The sequence below is a fragment of the Streptosporangium sp. NPDC004379 genome, assembly GCF_042873875.1.
GTDB lineage: Bacteria > Actinomycetota > Actinomycetes > Streptosporangiales > Streptosporangiaceae > Streptosporangium.
This window is the reverse complement of sequence record NZ_JBIAMC010000003.1, coordinates 126,638-143,838: the sequence shown is the minus strand read 5'-3', so window position 1 is coordinate 143,838 and position 17,201 is coordinate 126,638. Positions and strand designations below refer to the sequence as shown.

The 17,201-nt window shown below is 73.9% G+C and carries 17 protein-coding genes; 11 read left to right on the top strand and 6 right to left on the bottom strand.

Features of this window, described 5'->3' with window-relative positions; genetic code table 11:
• Positions 1-5: 5 nt before the first annotated feature.
• The 3 genes from ACFYSC_RS07920 to ACFYSC_RS07910 all read right to left on the bottom strand — a co-directional run bounded on the left by ACFYSC_RS07920 (position 6) and on the right by ACFYSC_RS07910 (position 3,580).
• Positions 6-1,475, bottom strand: a complete 1,470-nt coding sequence (locus ACFYSC_RS07920; protein ID WP_389958233.1) for a glutamate--cysteine ligase — start codon at positions 1,473-1,475, stop codon at positions 6-8.
• A gap of 184 nt (positions 1,476-1,659) precedes the next feature.
• Positions 1,660-2,298, bottom strand: a complete 639-nt coding sequence (locus tag ACFYSC_RS07915; protein ID WP_362942529.1) for a response regulator transcription factor — start codon at positions 2,296-2,298, stop codon at positions 1,660-1,662.
• Positions 2,299-2,362: 64 nt separating this feature from the next.
• Complete coding sequence (locus ACFYSC_RS07910) at positions 2,363-3,580, bottom strand: PspC domain-containing protein (protein ID WP_389958230.1); 1,218 nt, start codon at positions 3,578-3,580, stop codon at positions 2,363-2,365.
• 143 nt (positions 3,581-3,723) lie between these two features.
• On the opposite strand from ACFYSC_RS07910, the gene ACFYSC_RS07905 reads away from it, so the two are divergent.
• From ACFYSC_RS07905 to ACFYSC_RS07895, 3 genes are all read left to right on the top strand, one after another.
• Positions 3,724-5,640 carry a PspC domain-containing protein gene (locus ACFYSC_RS07905; RefSeq protein WP_389958227.1) on the top strand — a complete coding sequence of 639 codons (1,917 nt, stop codon included), beginning with the start codon at positions 3,724-3,726 and terminating at the stop codon, positions 5,638-5,640.
• The gene (locus ACFYSC_RS07900) at positions 5,630-5,836 is read left to right on the top strand and encodes a hypothetical protein (protein ID WP_362942520.1); all 207 of its coding nucleotides are present in this window, start codon (positions 5,630-5,632) and stop codon (positions 5,834-5,836) included. Before ACFYSC_RS07905 ends, ACFYSC_RS07900 begins: the two co-directional genes overlap by 11 nt.
• A gap of 150 nt (positions 5,837-5,986) precedes the next feature.
• On the top strand, positions 5,987-6,652 hold the full coding sequence (locus tag ACFYSC_RS07895) for a CGNR zinc finger domain-containing protein (RefSeq protein WP_389958223.1): 666 nt from the start codon (positions 5,987-5,989) through the stop codon (positions 6,650-6,652).
• A 138-nt stretch (positions 6,653-6,790) separates the two neighbouring features.
• Here the strand turns inward: ACFYSC_RS07895 and ACFYSC_RS07890 are convergent, their stop codons facing one another.
• Positions 6,791-7,462, bottom strand: coding sequence for a hypothetical protein (locus ACFYSC_RS07890; RefSeq protein WP_389958220.1), 672 nt, complete (start codon positions 7,460-7,462; stop codon positions 6,791-6,793).
• 315 nt (positions 7,463-7,777) lie between these two features.
• Between ACFYSC_RS07890 and ACFYSC_RS07885 the strand changes: the two genes are divergently transcribed.
• From ACFYSC_RS07885 to ACFYSC_RS07850, 8 genes are all read left to right on the top strand, one after another.
• Positions 7,778-8,221 (top strand): VOC family protein, encoded by a 444-nt coding sequence (locus tag ACFYSC_RS07885; RefSeq protein WP_389958217.1) that lies wholly within the window; start codon positions 7,778-7,780, stop codon positions 8,219-8,221.
• A 19-nt stretch (positions 8,222-8,240) separates the two neighbouring features.
• Entirely contained in the window at positions 8,241-9,182 is a 942-nt protein-coding gene (locus tag ACFYSC_RS07880) for a pyridoxamine 5'-phosphate oxidase family protein (protein ID WP_389958214.1), read from the top strand.
• Entirely contained in the window at positions 9,179-9,379 is a 201-nt protein-coding gene (locus ACFYSC_RS07875) for a ferredoxin (RefSeq protein WP_389958212.1), read from the top strand. The genes ACFYSC_RS07880 and ACFYSC_RS07875 overlap by 4 nt, the downstream gene beginning before the upstream one ends.
• Complete coding sequence (locus ACFYSC_RS07870) at positions 9,376-9,804, top strand: nuclear transport factor 2 family protein (protein ID WP_389958209.1); 429 nt, start codon at positions 9,376-9,378, stop codon at positions 9,802-9,804. The genes ACFYSC_RS07875 and ACFYSC_RS07870 overlap by 4 nt, the downstream gene beginning before the upstream one ends.
• Positions 9,805-9,908: 104 nt before the next feature.
• A complete protein-coding gene (locus ACFYSC_RS07865) occupies positions 9,909-10,463 on the top strand; it encodes a (2Fe-2S)-binding protein (protein ID WP_389958206.1) in 555 nt (184 codons plus the stop codon).
• 53 nt (positions 10,464-10,516) lie between these two features.
• Positions 10,517-12,994, top strand: a complete 2,478-nt coding sequence (locus tag ACFYSC_RS07860; protein ID WP_389959250.1) for a xanthine dehydrogenase family protein molybdopterin-binding subunit — start codon at positions 10,517-10,519, stop codon at positions 12,992-12,994.
• Positions 12,991-13,875, top strand: coding sequence for an FAD binding domain-containing protein (locus ACFYSC_RS07855; RefSeq protein ID WP_389958203.1), 885 nt, complete (start codon positions 12,991-12,993; stop codon positions 13,873-13,875). The genes ACFYSC_RS07860 and ACFYSC_RS07855 overlap by 4 nt, the downstream gene beginning before the upstream one ends.
• 254 nt (positions 13,876-14,129) lie before the next feature.
• The gene (locus ACFYSC_RS07850) at positions 14,130-15,323 is read left to right on the top strand and encodes an SRPBCC family protein (protein ID WP_389958200.1); all 1,194 of its coding nucleotides are present in this window, start codon (positions 14,130-14,132) and stop codon (positions 15,321-15,323) included.
• Positions 15,324-15,476: 153 nt separating this feature from the next.
• On the opposite strand, the gene ACFYSC_RS07845 is transcribed toward ACFYSC_RS07850, so the two are convergent.
• Together ACFYSC_RS07845 and ACFYSC_RS07840 are read right to left on the bottom strand one after the other, a co-directional pair.
• Positions 15,477-16,610 carry a CU044_5270 family protein gene (locus tag ACFYSC_RS07845; RefSeq protein WP_389958198.1) on the bottom strand — a complete coding sequence of 378 codons (1,134 nt, stop codon included), beginning with the start codon at positions 16,608-16,610 and terminating at the stop codon, positions 15,477-15,479.
• The gene (locus tag ACFYSC_RS07840; protein ID WP_389958196.1) at positions 16,607-17,146 is read right to left on the bottom strand and encodes an RNA polymerase sigma factor; all 540 of its coding nucleotides are present in this window, start codon (positions 17,144-17,146) and stop codon (positions 16,607-16,609) included. Before ACFYSC_RS07840 ends, ACFYSC_RS07845 begins: the two co-directional genes overlap by 4 nt.
• Positions 17,147-17,201 lie beyond the last annotated feature (55 nt).

Below are 17,201 nucleotides of genomic sequence, written 5' to 3'. Positions count from 1 at the left end.
CCGGATCAGGGGGACGGCCAGGTGTGCACGGGCTCGTTGGTGTGCATGTGCTCGACGTAGCTCAGGGTCATCCGGCGCAGGGCCTCGTGCCGGTCGGCGCCGCCGTACGCCTCCACCGTCTCGGCCTGCCAGTGGGCCCCGGTCCTGCCGGTCACGCAGCGCCGCTCGATGATGCCGAGGAGGCGGTCGCGGACGGCCGGGTCCACCTCCCACCGGTCGAGCCCCTCGTGGGCGAGCGGCAGCAGCCGCCGCAGGATCAGCTCGGCGGCGGCCACCTCACCGATCCCCGGCCAGTAGAGCCGGGCGTCCAGGCCGTGCCGGGCGGCGGCGTGCAGGTTGTCGGCGGCGGCGGCGAAGGACATGCGCGTCCACACCGGGCGCTCGGCGTACGGCAGCACCCCCATGAGGCCGTAGTAGAAGGCGGCGTTGGCGGCGATGTCCGCGACCGTGGGGCCCGCGGGCAGCACCCGGTTCTCCACCCGCAGGTGCGGGACGTTGCCGACGACCGCGTAGACCGGCCGGTTCCACCGGTAGACGGTCCCGTTGTGCAGGGTCAGCTCGCCGAGCTGCGGGGTGACCCCGCGGGCCAGTTCCTCGCGGGGGTCGGCGTCGTCGCACAGAGGCAGCAGTGCCGGGAAGTACCGGGCGTTCTCCTCGAACAGGTCGAAGACCGAGGTGATCCACCGCTCCCCGAACCACACCCTGGGCCGCACCCCCTGCGTCTTGAGCTCCACCGGGCGGGTGTCGGTGGCCTGCTCGAACAGCGGGATCCGGGTCTCCTGCCAGAGCCTGCGGCCGAACAGGTACGGCGAGTTGACCGCCACCGCGACCTGGGGGCCCGCGATGGCCTGCGCCGCGTTCCAGTTGGCGGCGAACGCCTGGGGGCTGATCTGGAGATGGAGCTGGAGGCTCGTGCAGGCGGCCTCGGGGGTGATGCTGTCGGCGTAGGCGTCGAGGACCTCCTCGCCCTCGATCAGCAGGTGCAGGTCCTCGCCCCTGGCCGCGAAGACCTGCTCGTTGAGCAGCCTGTAACGGGGGTTGGCCGACAGCGTGCCCTCGTGCACGTCGCCCTCGCGCAGCGTGGGCAGGATGCCGACCATCATCAGGTGCCCGCCGACCGTCCGGGCCCGTTCCTCGGCGTGGTTGAGGCGGTCGCGCACCACCTTCTCCAGCCGGGCGACGCCGTCTCCCGACAGGGTCTCCGGGCTGACGTTGATCTCCACGTTGAACCGGCCGAGCTCGGTGCCCCAGTCAGGCTGCGCGATCGCCGCCAGCACCTCGGCGTTCCTCATGGTGGGCTCGCCGCGCTCGTCGACGAGGTTGAGCTCTATCTCCAGCCCGGCCCTGGGACGGTCGAACTCGAACCGGGACTCCCGCAGCATCTGCGCGAAGACGTCGAGGCACCGGCGGACCTTGTCGCGGTATCGCCGCCGGTCCTCCCGGCTGAACACCATCGCGGGTACGTCACGACCCATACTTCGCAGAGTCGCATATAAGCAACAAGTCGTACAGACCGGGTCTCGTTCCCAGGTCAGAACCGGTCCGGACCCGCCGTACCTCCGGACCGTCACGGCGGTGCGGACCGTACGGCGGGCGGACGGCGGCCCCGTCAGAGCAGGCCGGCGCGACGGCCCCCGTCAGAGCGGGAGGGCGGCCCCGTCAGACCAGGCGGCGCGCGGTGGCCCAGCGGGACAGCTCGTGGCGGTTGGAGAGCTGGAGCTTGCGCAGCACCGACGAGACGTGGGTCTCCACGGTCTTCACCGAGATGAACAGCTCCTTGGCGATCTCCTTGTAGGCGTAACCTCGGGCGATCAGGCGCAGGACCTCCCGCTCGCGCTGGGTCAGCGAGTCGAGCTCGGGGTCGATCGGCGGGGCCTCGCTGGAGGCGAAGGCGTCCAGCACGAAACCGGCCAGCCGCGGCGAGAACACCGCGTCGCCCTCGGCCACCCGGCGGATCGCGTCGGTGAGCTCGCGGCCGCTGATGTTCTTGGTGACGTAGCCCCGGGCGCCGCCGCGGATCACCCCGATGACGTCCTCGGCGGCGTCGGAGACCGACAGCGCCAGGAACCGGACCTGTGAGCCCGCGCCCAGGACGCGGCGCAGCACCTCCTGGCCGCCCCCGCCGGGCATGTGCACGTCGAGCAGGACCACGTCCGGCGTCAGCTCGCCGATCGCCCGGACGGCGGACTCGACGTCCTCGGCCTCGCCCACCACCTCGATGGAGTCGCCCAGCTCCGCGCGGACCCCCGAGCGGAACAGCCGGTGGTCGTCGACGATCAGAACCCTGATGGCGCCCATGCACCCTCCCCAACGCGCCTCGCGGACCGCCCGCGCCGGCCGCCGCCGCTCCGGGCCCGCTCGATCACGCCTTCTCCAGCTTCATGGTCAACATGACTTCGGTGCCCTCTCCGGGCTCGGTCCGGATACGGGCGCCGCCTCCGTTGCGCTCCATCCGGCCGATGATCGACTGGCGGATGCCCATCCGGTCCTCGGGCACCTGATCCATGTCGAACCCGGCGCCGCGGTCCCGGATGAAGACGGTGACCTCCTCCGGCTCCGCCTCGGCGTAGACGGAGATGACGGAGGATCCAGAGTATTTCGCCGCATTGACCATAGCCTGTCTGGCCGCCTGCATCATCGACGACAGCTCGGGGGTCAGCGGGCAGTCGCCCACGCAGACGACCTCGATCGGGACGCCGTGCGCGTCCTCCTCCTCGGCCGCGACCCGGCGCACGGCCGCGGCCAGGGACGCGTCGGCGTCCTGCTTGGGCTGGTAGAGCCAGTTGCGCAGCTCACGCTCCTGGGAGCGGGCCAGCCGCGCCACCTCGCGGGGATCGTCGGCGTTGCGCTGGATCAGCGTCAGCGTGTGCAGCACGGAGTCGTGCACGTGCGCGGCCACCTCGGCGCGCTCCTCCTGCCGGATGCGCTCGCGGCGCTCGCGCTGCAGTTCCTTCCACAGCGCGGCCAGCCAGGGGGCCGCGATGAGCGCGACACCGCCGACGACGACGAGCGTGAACACGATGCCGGGCCGGGCCGCGTCCAGCTCGTCGGTGGCCACCAGGAAGCCGATCGCGCCCACGACGACCAGCACCAGACCGGCGAACGTGCGCACCCGGTTCCGGCGCACCTGGCCGACCGTCGTGCTCATCCAGCGTCGCCGCCGGTCGGGGTCGGCCTGCTGCCACAGGATCAGCGAGCCGATCCCGCCGACCGCGATCGGCCAGGCGCCGATCCCGCCGGTCCGGGCGCCCGTGAGCCAGCCCAGCGCCAGCAGCGCCAGCCCGACCGCCGCGTAGGAGGCGACCTGACTCCAGTCGCGGGCGGGCTCCTTGCCCTCGTACGGCTCGCGCGACGTGAACAGCCACAGCGCCGCGTACGCCACAGCGCCGATCCCGTCCAGGACGGTGAGCAGCACGAACGCCAGCCGCAGCACGACGGGGTCGAGCCGCAGCTGTGCGGCGGCGCCCTCGGCCACCCCGGCGACCAGGCGTCCCTGGACGGGGCGCACCAGCCGGGGGAAGGGGGCGGGCTCTCCGGAGGTCACCGGGGCCGCGTCACGAATAGTCTCTCGGTCAGCCATATCGTCTGCATCGTCACATGTGAGAGTCTGCCAGCGCATCAGGCGTTCCCCTGATGCGACCCTGACGGCGGCCCGCATCCTCGGGGACCGTTCAGGGGTGTCCCGGATGCGGCCCGGGAGGCGGGAAGGCCACGATGGGTGACATGACCGATTCCGGGAACGCCCACGACCCGGCGAGCCCCCCCACCGGCTCGTCGTCCCACTCCGCCTCCGGGACCGGCCCGTCGTCCCCCCTCGCGTCCGGCGAGCGGGGACCGCTCCGGCGCAGCGACGAGGGCCGCATGCTCACCGGCGTCTGCGCCGGTCTCGGCCGCCACGCCGGAGTCGACCCGCTGCTGTTCCGCATCGGCTTCGCGATGCTGGTCCTCGGCTCCGGCATCGGCATCATGCTGTACGTGGCGGCGTTCCTGCTGATGCGGGAGCCGGACGGCGGCCCGGGATACATGGAGCAGTGGACCCGGCGGTCCTTCGACGGCGAGACCGTGCTGGCGCTGCTGGCGGGGGTGTTCACCCTCGGCCTGATCGTGAACGTGTCCTCCGGCGGCATCGGCACCGGAACGGTCGTGGTCGGCACGCTCTTCGCCATCGCCCTGATGGCCGCGCACGCGCGCGGGGCCGACCTGCTGGCCACGATGCGGTCCCTGCCGGAGCGGCTGCGCGGCAGCCGCGTCCCCGCCGGGTCCGGCACGCCGTACGGTGACCCTCGCGGCCCCCACGGCGGCCCGTGGCACGAGCGGCACGCCGGTCCGTACGGCGGGCCCCTCGCGGGGACGGCCGTCTTCGACCCGGCCGGGTCGTCCGCCTTCGGCTCGGAGGCGCCGCACGCCGCGCCGCGGGAACCGGCCGCGCCGGCCCGGCCCGGCGGGCCCGCCGGGAGCCGTCCCGCGGCGGCGCCGGGCGCGTCCGGGGTCACCGAGCGCCTCCCGGAGCCCGCCGCCCCGCCCGCCGAGCCTCGGCCCGAGTCCGTGACCGGGGTCTCCCCCGCCGAGCCCGTGACCGGGGCCTTCCCCGCCGGGCCGCCCGCCGGGGCCTCTCCTGCCGGGGACTCCCCCGCGGAGCCGCGGACCGAGGCGTTCCCCGCGACCGGCCCGGTCCCGGAACCGGCGTCCGCGTCCTCCGCGGGGCCGGCCCGCGAGGACGACCGGCCCGCCGGGCCGTGGCCCGGCGAGGGCGACCGGCTCACCGGACCGCCGTACCCCGGCTCTCCGGCAGGGCCGGCCACCCCCTCCTACGACTCCTCCGGCGAGCCGTTCTCCCCCTACGGGCCCTACCGGCCGCTGGACCCCCGCATGCGGCAGCCGTACGACCGCCGCTACGGCGGCCCTCCCGGCGACTACGGCGCCCCCTACGACCTCTCCCTGATCGGCGGGCCGGTCGAGACGTCCGCCCGGCGCGAGCGGATCGAACGGGCCGACCGGCCCCGGCGGCCCAGGTCGTTCGTGGCGGGCGTCACCCTGATCCTCGCGCTGATCGTCGGCGGGCTCACCCTGGCGGCCCACCCGGCCTTCGGGACGGCGGACATGACGGCCGCCGTGACGACCGCCGGCGGCGCGGCGCTGATCACCATCGGCTGTGGTCTTCTCGTCGCCGCGTGGTTCGGCCGGGGCGCGGCCCTCGTCGCGGTGGGCACCCTCGTCTCGATCGCCGTGGTGACGGCGTCGCTGCTGGCCGGCATGCCGGGGCGCTTCGGCACCTACGAGTGGGCGCCCACCACGATGTCGGAGGTCACCGAGGAGGGCGGCGGAGGCTACGTGATCGGCGTCGGCGACGGCACCGTCGACCTGAGCACGCTGCCGCTCCCCGCGGGCTCGCGCACGCTCGTGGAGGCGTCGGTGACGATAGGCGAGATGCAGGTGATCGTGCCGCCGACGGCACGGGTCGAGGTCGAGGGGTACGCCAAGGTGGGCGATGTGAAGATCGATCAGATGACCCAGGGCGGCACCGGCGTCCGGCACGTCAGGGTGCTGGAGCCGGAGGTGCGGCCGAAGGGCGACGTGGCGACCATCGTCCTGCGGGTCAGCGTGGGCATCGGGGACGTGGAGGTGCGTCGTGCGGCCTGAGGTGGAGCGGCCCCGCCGCGGACGGGTGCACCGTACGGACTGGATGGCCCTGCTCAGCGGCATGATCTTCATCGCCGCCGGGGTCGTCCTCATCGGCCGGCCGTCGATCGAGCCGCTGATCATGCTTCCGGCCGTCCTGGGGGGCCTGGGCGTCGCGGGGCTGATCACCATCCTCGCCCGGCTGATCCGCCGCTGACCGCTCCGGTGTCCCGGAGGCGCCGACGAGGACCCGGCGGGTCCGCAGGCCGTGGGTGAACGCATGTCCAGGGGCCCTCACCGCCGGGCCGGTGACCCGGCGGTCCCGCGTCTCACGGTTGGAAGTGCCGCCACGCGTTAGAGTGGGACGATGCCGGTCCTGGAGTTCGTCAGCACGATCCGCGCGACGCGGACCGGGCCGGTGGACGTGCTCTCCGATGTCGCGGGCGCGACCGCCTGGTGCCGCGAGCACGCCGCCGACCTGGACCTCCCCGCCGGGTTCACCGCCTCCGAGGAGTTGCGCCGCGAGCTGGTCGGGCTGCGGCAGGCCGTACGGGCCCTGTTCGCCAGGGCCGTCGCCCCCGGCCCGGCGAGCCGCGCGGACGCCGGCCGGCTGCCGGGGTTCGCCGAGTCCCTCGACCTGGTCAACGCCACCGCGCTCGCCGTCCCGACGGCTCCCCGGCTGGAGTGGCCCGCCGGGCCGGCGCCGGCGGGTCCGGCGGGTCCCTCCGACCTGTCGAGTCCGTCGGACCCGGCGAGCCCTTCTGGCCCTTCGGCCCTTTCCGTCCTCCCGGCCCCTTCGGTACGGAAGGTCCCGGCCGTGGCGGCGGACGACTCCGCCCGCGCCCGCGCCGCGCTCGCCGCCGCGGCGATCGGCTTCCTGGCCGGCCCGCACCGCGAGCGGCTCCGCGCCTGTCCGGCCCCCCGCTGCGTGCTGTATTTCGTCAAGGAGCACGCCCGCCAGGAGTGGTGCTCCGTGGCGTGCGGCAACCGGGCCCGCGCCGCCCGCCACTACCGCCAGCACCGGGACGACTGAGCCTCGGCCCCTCCGTCGCCCGGCACACGTCCTCAGGTACGGCCCGCTCGCCCTCGCCGTCCGCTCCTCGTCGCGGCATGCGTCGGCCCGGGTACGGCGGGGCTCCGCCGTACCCGGGCCGTCCGGCCGCCGTCACCGTCAGCGGGCCGCGTCCACGGTCACCGCTCCGGACGCCGTCCCGGCCGGGGCGATCACGCGGCCGTTCACCCTCCACAGCTCGTACGCCAGCCAGAGACCGCCCGCGGCGAGCAGCGCGCCGTGCGCGATCCGGATCGCCGGCGAGCCGTAGAACTGCGGGATGAACAGGACGAACCCCACCGCCAGCGGGACGCCGCTCCACCGCGGGAGAGCACCGGAGCGCCGGATCTCCACCGCCGCCATGACGACGCCCACGGCGAGCAGCGCGAGGCCGGCGGCGAACATGGCGACCGCCGCGGGTGTGAAGCGGAACTGGTCGACGAGCTCGATCAGGCCGGCGTCGTGGTCCCGTACGGCCCGCGCCCCGATCACCCGCAGGCCGAACGTCTCGGCGCCGTAGTAGGGCAGCGTCAGCCCCGCGCCGAGCCAGGTCACGACCGCGGCGGGCAGGAGGCGGCTCCGGCCGAGCACGAGGTAGAGGCCGAGGATCCCCAGCGAGACGAGGACGAACCCGACCGACGCGGCCAGGTGGACGGCCGTCCAGGAGGGAGAGGCCATCGCCGCGGCGCCCTCCAGGGTGCTCTCGTCGGCGTAGGGCCGGGCGGCCTGGTAGATCAGGAAGAGGACGCCGCCTGCGGCGAAGGCCGAGGCGGTGAGCCGGGCACGGTTCATGGGGGCTCCTGGGACCAAGGGGAGGAACAGCGCTTCTTTGCGAGAGCAATGCTCTCACTATGGAGCGACAGACTCAAGAGCGGTGCTCTCTTTTGTGACCGGCGATTCTCCCCTTCCCTCCAGGGGACGGCGCGCACTCGGACATCTCCCCCACCCCACCAGGGAGAACACCCCTGTCCGACCAGAAGGACGGTCACCCCTCCGGGCATTCCCGTGACGCACATCACTTTTTTCTAACGGAAAAACTTCGCTCTTTGCGTTACATTCTTCCCAGCACCTAACGGAACGATCCGTTAGAAACAGCGAAGGGAACCCATGAGCCTCCGGACCGGCCACATCGGCCTCAACGTCTCCGACCTCGACCGGTCGAGGGACTTCTACGTCAAGGTCTTCGGTTTCGAGGTCGTCGGGGAGTCCGGCCGGGAGGACCGCCGCTTCGCCTTCCTGGGCCTCGACGGCACGCTCGTGCTGACCCTCTGGCAGCAGAGTGAGGGCCGCTTCGCCACCGGTCTGCCCGGCCTGCACCACCTGTCCTTCCAGGTGCCGGACGCCGAAGCCGTACGGCGGGCCGAGAGCGTGGTCCGGGAACTCGGCGCCACGCTCCACCACGACGGCGTGGTGCCGCACGGCGAGGGCGCCTCCTCCGGGGGGATCTTCTTCGAGGACCCGGACGGCATCCGGCTGGAGATCTTCGCCCCCGACGGGGCCGGTGATCGCCCTGCCCCGACCACCGACGCCCCGACCTGCGGCTTCTTCTAAAATGATCACGAGAGCGGCCATGAGGCACCCGGGAGAGCTGGCGGTGCGGCGACGGGCCGGGGTGGACGCCGGCGACTGGGGCTCGGCCGGGACCCGGCCGGAGATACCGCCGGTGGCGATGGGCTTCCTCGCCGCGCAGCGGATGCTGCTCATCGGGGCGACCGGCCGGGACGGGCGGCCGTGGGGGACCCTGCTGACGGGCCCGGCGGGGTTCGCCCGCGCCGTGGACGACCGGACCGTCGTGATCGACGCCGTGCCCGGCGGGCATGACCCGCTGGCCGGTCTGGAGGAGGGTGAGATCGGGATCCTCGCCGTCGAACCCCACACCCGGCGGCGGATGCGGATCAACGGCACGGTGCGCCGGGACGGCGGACGGCTGACGGTCCGCACCGACCAGACCTACGCCAACTGCCCCAAGTACATCCAGTCGCGGGCCGTCACCGGGGAGGTGGCCGGGCCTTCCACGGGGGCCTCCGCGACCGGCTCCCTCACCGCGGGTCACCGGGCGTGGATCGAGGAAGCCGACACGTTCTTCGTCGCCACCCGGGCCGCCGGGTTCGGCGCCGACCTGTCCCACCGGGGCGGCGCCCCCGGGTTCGTCCGGGTGACCGGCGAGCGGAGGCTGGTATGGCCCGACTACGCGGGCAACGCGATGTTCATGACGCTCGGCAACCTCGAGCTCGACGACGCCTGCGGCCTGCTCTTCCTCGACTGGGAGGGCGGCGACGCGCTGCACCTGACCGGGCGGGCCCGCGTGGAGTGGGAACCGGGCGACGTGCCGGGCGCGCAGCGGCTGGTCGCGTTCGACGTCGAGCGGGTCGTGCACGTGCGCCGGGCGAGCCCGTTGCGCTGGACGTTCGAGAGGCACTCCCGCTTCAACCCGCCGGTCCGCCCCGTGCCCCGCACGGATCCGGCGGGAGCCGTAGGGGCGGGACCCGGGGAGAGAGGGGACGTCCGATGAGGGTCGTGGTGGACCGGGAACTGTGCCAGGTGCACGCCCAGTGCGTGTTCGCCGCGCCGGAGGTCTTCGAACTGGACGACGACGACCGGCTCGTCCACGTCGCCGAACCGGGCGACGAGCTGATCGGCGCGGTCGAGGAGGCCGCGCGGGCCTGCCCCGTGCAGGCGATATCCCTGGAGGACCTGGAGGAGACGTGAACTTCACCGAGGAGACGGCCCGGGCCAAGGTGCGGGCCGCCGAGGACGCCTGGAACACCCGCGACCCCGAACGGGTCGCGCTCGCCTACACGCCGGACTCCGTCTGGCGCAACCGCGACGAGTTCCTCACCGGCCGGGAGGAGATCCGGGGGTTCCTGACCCGCAAGTGGGCCAGGGAACTGGACTACGCGCTGCGCAAGGAGCTGTGGACGTTCGGCGGGAACCGCATCGCCGTACGGTTCCAGTACGAGTGGCACGACGCCGGCGGCCGGTGGTGGCGCAGCTACGGCAACGAGCTGTGGGAGTTCGCCGACGACGGGCTGATGCGGCGGCGCGAGGCGAGCATCGACGACGTCCCGATCGGCGAGGCCGACCGCCGCATCCGCGGCCCGCGCACCGGGGAAGCTGACCTTCCGCTGGCGTGAACCCCGGCTTGGCGAAAACCTTGACCGGGCAGGACAGGGGCGTACGTTCACTCATGTCGGCTTCCATCTCTCCCGCCCCTTTCGGGGGCGTGCCTGGAGGACGTATGCCTCGGATCACCGTCAGCGTCGACGGAGTCACCTACGAGGAGGAGGTCGAGCCGCGCCTCCTCCTCGTCCACCTGCTCAGAGACCGCCTCGGCAAGACGGGGACCCCCGTCGGCTGCGACACCGGCAACTGCGGCGCCTGCACGGTGACGCTCGACGGCCGCAGCGCCAAGAGCTGCTCGGTGCTGGCCGTACAGGCCGACGGGAGCGAGGTCGTCACGGTCGAGGGCCTGGCACAGGGCGGCCGGTGGCATCCCATGCAGGATGCCTTCCACGCCGAGCACGCCCTGCAGTGCGGCTACTGCACCCCGGGCATGATCATGGCGGCGATCGATCTGCTCCGCGACGACCCCGACCCCTCCGAGGAGGACGTCCGCCGGGGCCTGGAGGGCAACCTGTGCCGGTGCACCGGCTACACCAACATCGTCCGGGCGGTACGGCGCGCCGCGGCGGAGATGGCGCGGGCGCCGGGCGAGCGGGCTCCGGAGGAACGGGCTCCGGAGGAGCGGCCGTCCCCGGGGGCCTCCGGGGAACAGGAGGTGACCGCGTCATGACCGAGGAGCTCGACGCCGGCCTGATCGCCGCACGGATCGCCGAGAGCGACCAGATGAACGAGCCCTCCGCCGCGCGCGAGATGGGCCGGGCGCGCAGGCGCAAGGAGGACGCCCGGCTCGTCACCGGCCGGACCATGTGGACCGACAACATCCAGCTCCCGGGCATGCTGTACGTGGCGTTCCTGCGCAGCCCCATGGCGCACGCCAGGATCACCGGGATCGACGTCTCCGCCGCGCGCTCCCGGCCCGGCGTGGTCGCCGCCTTCTGCGGCCGCGACCTCGCCGGGGAGCAGGGCAGCCTGCCGTGCGCCTGGCCGGTCACCCCCGACATCGTCATCCCCGACCACCCGCCCATGGCGGTGGACGAGGTCCGCTACCCCGGCGAGGCGGTGGCCTGCGTGGTCGCCACCGACCGGTACAAGGCCGCCGACGCGCTGGAGGCCATCACGGTCGACTACGAGCCGCTTCCGGCGGTGCTCGACATGACCGAGGCGCTCGCCGAGGGCGCCCCGAAGGTCCACGAGGCCGGGAACCGCGCCTTCACCTGGAAGTTCGCCGGGGGCGACATCGACGCGGCGTTCCGCGACGCCCCCGTGGTGATGAGGCGCACCTACGTCCAGCAGCGCCTCATCCCGACCGCGATGGAGCCCAGGGCGGTCGTCGCGACCACCGACGGCGACGGCTTCACCCTCTACTCCGCCACGCAGATCCCGCACGTGCTGCGCGTCATGCTGGCGATGACCACCGGCATCCCCGAGCACAAGCTGCGCGTGGTCGCCCCCGACGTGGGCGGCGGCTTCGGCTCCAAGCTTCAGGTCACCGCCGAGGAGGTGCTCGCCCTGCTGCTGACCCGCAGGCTCGGCAGGCCGGTGAAGTGGACCGAGTCCCGCTCGGAGGGCAACCTGACCGTGCACCACGGCCGCGACCAGCTCCAGCGGATCGCCGTCGCCGCCGACCGCGACGGGCGGATCAGGGGCGTGCGGGTGGAGCTGCTCGCCGACATGGGCGCCTACCTGATGCTGGTCACGCCGGGCGTGCCGCTGCTCGGCGCGTTCATGTACAACGGCATCTACAAGATGGACGCCTACGACTTCACCTGCACGGGCGTCTTCACCACCAAGATGCCGACCGACGCCTACCGGGGCGCCGGCCGTCCCGAGGCGACCTTCGCCATCGAGCGGGCCGTGGACGAGCTGGCCTGCGAGCTCGGCATGGACCCCGTCGAGCTGCGGCGCCGCAACTGGATCACCCGCGAGGAGTTCCCGTACACCACGATCGCCGGGCTCACCTACGACTCCGGCGACTACGAAGCCGCGACCGACAAGGCGCTGGCCATGTTCGGCTACGACGGGCTCCGCGCCGAGCAGGCCGCCCGGCGCGAACGGCGCGACCCGGTGCAGCTCGGCATCGGCGTCTCCACCTACACCGAGATGTGCGGGCTGGCGCCGTCGCGGGTGCTGGGCTCGCTCAGCTACGGCGCGGGCGGCTGGGAGCACGCCGCGGTCCGGCTGCTGCCCACCGGCAAGGTCGAGGTCGTCACCGGCACCAGTCCCCACGGCCAGGGGCACGAGACGGCCTGGAGCCAGATCGCGGCCGACGCCCTCGGCGTGCCGTTCGAGGACGTCTCGGTGCTGCACGGCGACACCTCCGTCGCGCACCGGGGCATGGACACCTACGGCTCCCGGTCACTGGTCGTCGGCGGCGTCGCCGTGCTCGCCGCCTGCGAGAAGGTCAAGGAGCGGGCCCGCGAGCTGGCCGCGCACCTGATGGAGGCGTCCGCCGACGACATCGAGTTCGACGGCGGGAGGTTCCTGGTGCGCGGGACCGACGAGGGGCGGACCATCCAGGAGCTGGCGCTGGCCTCCTTCGCCGCGCACGACCTGCCCGGCGGTTTCGAGCCCCGGCTGGACGCCGAGGCGACCTTCGACCCGGACAACTTCTCCTTCCCGCACGGCACCCACCTGTGCGCGGTCGAGGTGGACACCGAGACGGGCCGGTGCGCCATCCGGTCGTACGTCGCCGTGGACGACGTGGGCTCGGTGGTGAACCCGCTGATCGTCGAGGGCCAGGTGCACGGTGGAATCGCGCAGGGCATCGGCCAGGCCCTGTTCGAGGAGGCCGTCCACGACGCCGACGGCAACCTGGTCACCACGACGATGGCCGACTACCTCATCCCGTCCGCGGCGGACCTGCCGGAGTTCACCACCGACCGCACCGAGACCCCGGCGACGAGCAACCCGCTGGGTGTCAAGGGCGTCGGCGAGGCCGGGACGATCGCCTCGACCCCCGCCGTGGTCAACGCGATCGCCGACGCGCTGCGCCCGTACGGTGTGCGCGACGTGCGGATGCCGTGCACGCCGGAACGGATCTGGCGGGCGCTCGCCGAGGCGGAGGCCGCCGTCCCGGGCCCTTCACCCACGCCCGAGTCCGATTCCGCGTCCGATTCCGCGTCCGATTCCGCGTCCGATTCCGAGTCCACGTCCGATTCCGAGTCCACGTCCACGTCCGCGCCCGAAGGAGGCTCCCGGTGATCCCCGCGCCGTTCGACTACATCCGGCCCGCGTCGGTGGAGGACGCCTGCCGGGTCCTCTCCGACGCCGAGGCCGCCGGTGACGAGGTGAAGGTGCTGGCCGGCGGCCAGTCCCTGCTGCCGCTGCTGCGGCTGCGGCTGGCCTACCCGTCCGCGCTGGTGGACCTCGGGCGGCTGCCCGAGCTGCGCGGCGTGGAGGACCGCGGCGACCACGTGTACATCGGGGCGCTCACCACGCACGACGAGGTGATGCGCTCCGGCGTCGTGCGCGAGCACGTCCCGCTGGTCGCGCTGGCCACCGCCACCGTGGCCGACCCCGCCGTACGGCACCGCGGCACGTTCGGCGGTTCGATGGCCCACGCCGACCCGGCCGGCGACCTGCCGGCCGTCGCCCTCGCGCTGGACTGCGTGTTCGTGGCCCGGTCGGGTGACGGCGAGCGGGAGATCCCGGCCGCGGAGTTCTTCGTCGACTACCTGGAGCCGGCGCTGGAGCCGGACGAGGTGCTGCTCGGCGTCCGGGTGCCCAAGCTGGGACCCGGCTGGGGCTTCCACTACGAGAAGTTCCACCGGACCGCCCAGGCGTGGGCGACCGTCGGCGTGGCGGCGGCCGTACGGCGCGGCGACGGCGGGGCGATCGAGGAGGCGCGGATCGGGCTGACCAACATGGGCCCGACCCCGGTGCGGGCCCGGGTGACCGAGGCCGCGCTGCGCGGCGTCGCCCCCTCCCCCGGCGGCTCCGACGGGAGCGACCCGCTCCGGGACGCCTGCGCCCAGGCGGACGCCGGCACCTCGCCCCCGACCGACCTGCACGCCCCGCCCGACTACCGCCGGCATCTGGCGCGGGTGCTGACCCGCCGGGCGATCGGAGCCGCGCTCGGCTGAACCGCCGGGGAGTCCGGCACCCGCCGGGCGGGGGCCGCCTCCCGGCGGACGAGGCTCGTGTTCCGTCCGGCGGCGGTTCGCGTTCCGTCCGCCGGGAGTTCGTCTCCCGGCGGACGGGGCAGACAAATGGGTGGAAGCCGCCGGTCCGGCGCGGGCAGGTCCGCGCCGAACCGGAGACCGGCGGATCCGGCCGGCGTGGTTGGTGCGGTTGGTGAGAATTGGCCCAGGTTGGTCCGGCGACGAGGAGTGGATCGATGGCGATGCGGTTCGAGCACGAGTTCACCGTTCCGGTTCCGGTCGAGCAGGCGTGGTCCGTGCTGCTCGACGTCGAGCGGATCGCACCGTGCCTGCCCGGGACCGCACTGGAGAAGGCGGAGGGCGACTCCTTCACCGGCCGGATGAAGGTGAAGGTCGGGCCGATCACGGTGACCTACCGGGGAGAGGCCGCGTTCGAGAACGTGGACGAGGACGCCCGGATCCTGACCCTGCGGGCCTCGGGCCGGGAGACGCGCGGCTCCGGCACGGCGAGCGCGACGGTCACCGCGCGGCTGCGCCCCGATGACGCCGGTGGCCTCGGGCGGCCGGACATGGAGGGCGCAGTGGGCACAGCGGGCACAGCGGATTCCGAGGAGGCCGTGGGCTCGGCGGACACGGCGGCGTCCGGAGGCCCGGCGGGCCCGGCGCGATCGGGCGGCCCGGCGGATTCGGTCACCCGGGTCATCGTCGAGACCTCCTTCAACGTGACCGGCCGCCCCGCGCAGTTCGGCCGGGGCGTGATGGGCGAGGTCGGGGCGAAGCTGATCGACAGGTTCGCGGCCAACCTCGCCGCGCTGCTGGAGGCCGGCGAGGCGGGGACCGCCACCGCGGGCACCGCCCCCCTGACGCCGGTCCCCGCGCCCGAGCCCGCCGTACCGGAGAAGGCCCCGCCCGGCCGGGCGACCGGAACCCCCGAGGCGGCCGTCCAGGGAACGACTGGAGCACCGCGGGCGAACGGGCAGGGGACGACCGGGGGGCCGGGGACGGACGGTCAGGGCGTGGACGGGGCGTCCGAGGCGGACGGACGGGGGTCGGCCGGCCGGGGCGCCGACGGCCGGAAGGAGACGGCCCGCCACCTCACCGCCGTGCCCTCCCCGACCGAGACGCCCGAGGGGGCCGAAGCCGCCGAGGCGAAGGAGCCGGAGCGGCCGGACACGCCGGAGACGGCCGGCACCCCCGCGGTCCTGACCCCGGTCACGGGGCTCCCACCGGTCGCCACCGAGCGGACCGCCGGCCGGGACGCCCATCCGGCCGGGACCTCCCGGACCTCCCTCACCCCCGACGAGGAGGCCCTCGACCTGATGGAGATCGCCGGGATGCCCCTGCTCAGGCGCGCCGCTCCCCTGCTGGCGGCGGTGGCGGGCCTGGCGGTCGCGGCCTGGCTGACCCGCAGGGCCCTGCGCCGCCGCTGACCCGTCCGCCGCCCGCCCATACCGAGTCCTCAGTCGTTCCATGGCGCGGGCGAAGGCGCGGGGCAGGGGCCGTGCGTCGCCGTACGGACACCTGTCACCGTCCGCAGCCGGTCCGGGCCGGATCGGGACCGAGTCGGACGGCGTACGGCCGGCTCAGCGCAGGCAGTCCTTCTTCCCGTCCGGATCGCATCCCTTCGGGACGACCGGTTCGTCGTCGGTCCAGCCGAGCCGCTTGACCATCCTGGAGTACAGGCGGTTCACCGGAAGGCGCTCCTGGCCGGCGGCCGGGGCGGGCGACACCTGCTGGACCGCCAGCGGCTCGCCCGTCTCCCGGTCGACCACGAGTTGCTTCTCCGGCTCGCCGCGCCCGTCCCCGCGCAGGACGGCCACTCCCGCCCGTCCGTCGGCGTCCCGGATCCCGTCCACGACCCGGGCCCTGGGGAGCCCGGCGAGCATGCGGTAGATGGCCGCCCTGGTCCCCGGGGTGGCGGGGGTGCCCAGGAGGAGGCTCTCACCGATCCCCCACAGCCAGTCGTCCCGCTCGGCGGACTCCGCGCGCACCTGGGCGGGCACATTCTTCTTCATGGCCTTCCACTGGGCGGGCCAGTACGACAGGAGCCTCTCCCTCAGCGCCGCGGGATCCCGGGGAAGATCGCGGATCTCCCGCCCGTTCAGTTCCAGGGCCCCCTGCTGGAGCACCTCCTCCGTGTCGGAGACGATGTACCGCGTCTTCCCGTCGGGGACCATGTCGTTGTCGCAGTCGGTGTCCGCGCCGCAGAGCCGGGGTGAGCCCGCCTTCCGCCACTCGGCCCGGTCGGCGGCGGTCACGGGCCGGGTGCCGAGCCCGCTGATCACGATGGTCCGTTTCCGGCCCGGCCCCAACCACGTGGTCTGCCCGACACGTTCATCGGCGAGGAACGTGTGCCCCGCGACGCCGATCCGCCTCCGGACGACCTCTTCCGTCTCCCCACGCCAGTACCGGCGCCCGGTCGCCTCCGGCCGCCGGGCCAGCCGGTCGGCGGCGGCGGCGAGCACCTCCTCCGCGTTCACCCGCGTCACCGTGACGGCCGGGCCGGCCGGACCGCCACCGAGGCTCGGAACGGCCACGACCGCGACCGCGCCGATGACCGCGGCGGTCGCGGTCGCCGCCGTCAGCACCCCCGCCCATCGAGGGACGCTCCGGCGTCTCCGTCCGCCCAGCACCCGCGCCCTCGCCTCGGCGGCCTTCGCCGGGTCGGGCGGTGCGACGTCGGGCATCACCGCGTCGACGAGCCTGAAATCGTTCATCGGACCTCCATCCCCAGCGACGTGTGCAGCTTGTTCCTGGCCCGGCTGAGCCGTGAGGCCACGGTGCCGTAGGCGACTCCGAGTGCCTGGGCGACCTCGTCGTAGGTCAGGCCGCCGTACGCGACGAGCAGCACCACGTCGCGCTCGCCCTTCGACAGGCCGGTCAGCGCCCCCGAGAGCAGGCCGACCGTCACCCCCGCGGTCACGCGGTCGGCGACCCGCTGGTCGTGGCCGTCGTCGTCGGGTGGCGGGCCGGTCCTGGCCAGCGCCCGGTAACGCCGTACCTCGGCCCGGCGGTGGCGGCCGATCAGGTTGGTGGCTATGCCGTACAGCCAGGGACGGACCCCGCCCCTGGCGGGGTCGAACCGGTGGCGGCGGCGGAAGGCGACGAGGAAGGTCTCGGCGGCGAGGTCCTCGGCGATGTCGAGGCCGAGCCGCCGCCCGATGTAGCGGCGGATCTCCTCGTAGTGCGCGTCAAAGACGGCGCCGAACCGCTCGGGATCGGCGACCGACGCGGCGTCGGGGACGGTGATCATGCAAGGGTCTCCCTTGCCAGAAGGACAGGACGTCTCTTCTTGCCCTTCACCCACC

What these genes read in the sequence shown, in the direction of transcription:
- ACFYSC_RS07920 (WP_389958233.1), bottom strand. Translation starts at nt 1,475, where the DNA reads ATGGGTCGTGACGTACCCGCGATGGTGTTCAGCCGGGAGGACCGGCGG.
- ACFYSC_RS07915 (WP_362942529.1), bottom strand. Translation starts at nt 2,298, where the DNA reads ATGGGCGCCATCAGGGTTCTGATCGTCGACGACCACCGGCTGTTCCGC.
- ACFYSC_RS07910 (WP_389958230.1), bottom strand. Translation starts at nt 3,580, where the DNA reads ATGGCTGACCGAGAGACTATTCGTGACGCGGCCCCGGTGACCTCCGGA.
- ACFYSC_RS07905 (WP_389958227.1), top strand. Translation starts at nt 3,724, where the DNA reads ATGACCGATTCCGGGAACGCCCACGACCCGGCGAGCCCCCCCACCGGC.
- ACFYSC_RS07895 (WP_389958223.1), top strand. Translation starts at nt 5,987, where the DNA reads ATGCCGGTCCTGGAGTTCGTCAGCACGATCCGCGCGACGCGGACCGGG.
- ACFYSC_RS07890 (WP_389958220.1), bottom strand. Translation starts at nt 7,462, where the DNA reads ATGAACCGTGCCCGGCTCACCGCCTCGGCCTTCGCCGCAGGCGGCGTC.
- ACFYSC_RS07885 (WP_389958217.1), top strand. Translation starts at nt 7,778, where the DNA reads ATGAGCCTCCGGACCGGCCACATCGGCCTCAACGTCTCCGACCTCGAC.
- ACFYSC_RS07880 (WP_389958214.1), top strand. Translation starts at nt 8,241, where the DNA reads ATGAGGCACCCGGGAGAGCTGGCGGTGCGGCGACGGGCCGGGGTGGAC.
- ACFYSC_RS07875 (WP_389958212.1), top strand. Translation starts at nt 9,179, where the DNA reads ATGAGGGTCGTGGTGGACCGGGAACTGTGCCAGGTGCACGCCCAGTGC.
- ACFYSC_RS07865 (WP_389958206.1), top strand. Translation starts at nt 9,909, where the DNA reads ATGCCTCGGATCACCGTCAGCGTCGACGGAGTCACCTACGAGGAGGAG.
- ACFYSC_RS07860 (WP_389959250.1), top strand. Translation starts at nt 10,517, where the DNA reads ATGAACGAGCCCTCCGCCGCGCGCGAGATGGGCCGGGCGCGCAGGCGC.
- ACFYSC_RS07850 (WP_389958200.1), top strand. Translation starts at nt 14,130, where the DNA reads ATGGCGATGCGGTTCGAGCACGAGTTCACCGTTCCGGTTCCGGTCGAG.
- ACFYSC_RS07845 (WP_389958198.1), bottom strand. Translation starts at nt 16,610, where the DNA reads ATGAACGATTTCAGGCTCGTCGACGCGGTGATGCCCGACGTCGCACCG.
- ACFYSC_RS07840 (WP_389958196.1), bottom strand. Translation starts at nt 17,146, where the DNA reads ATGATCACCGTCCCCGACGCCGCGTCGGTCGCCGATCCCGAGCGGTTC.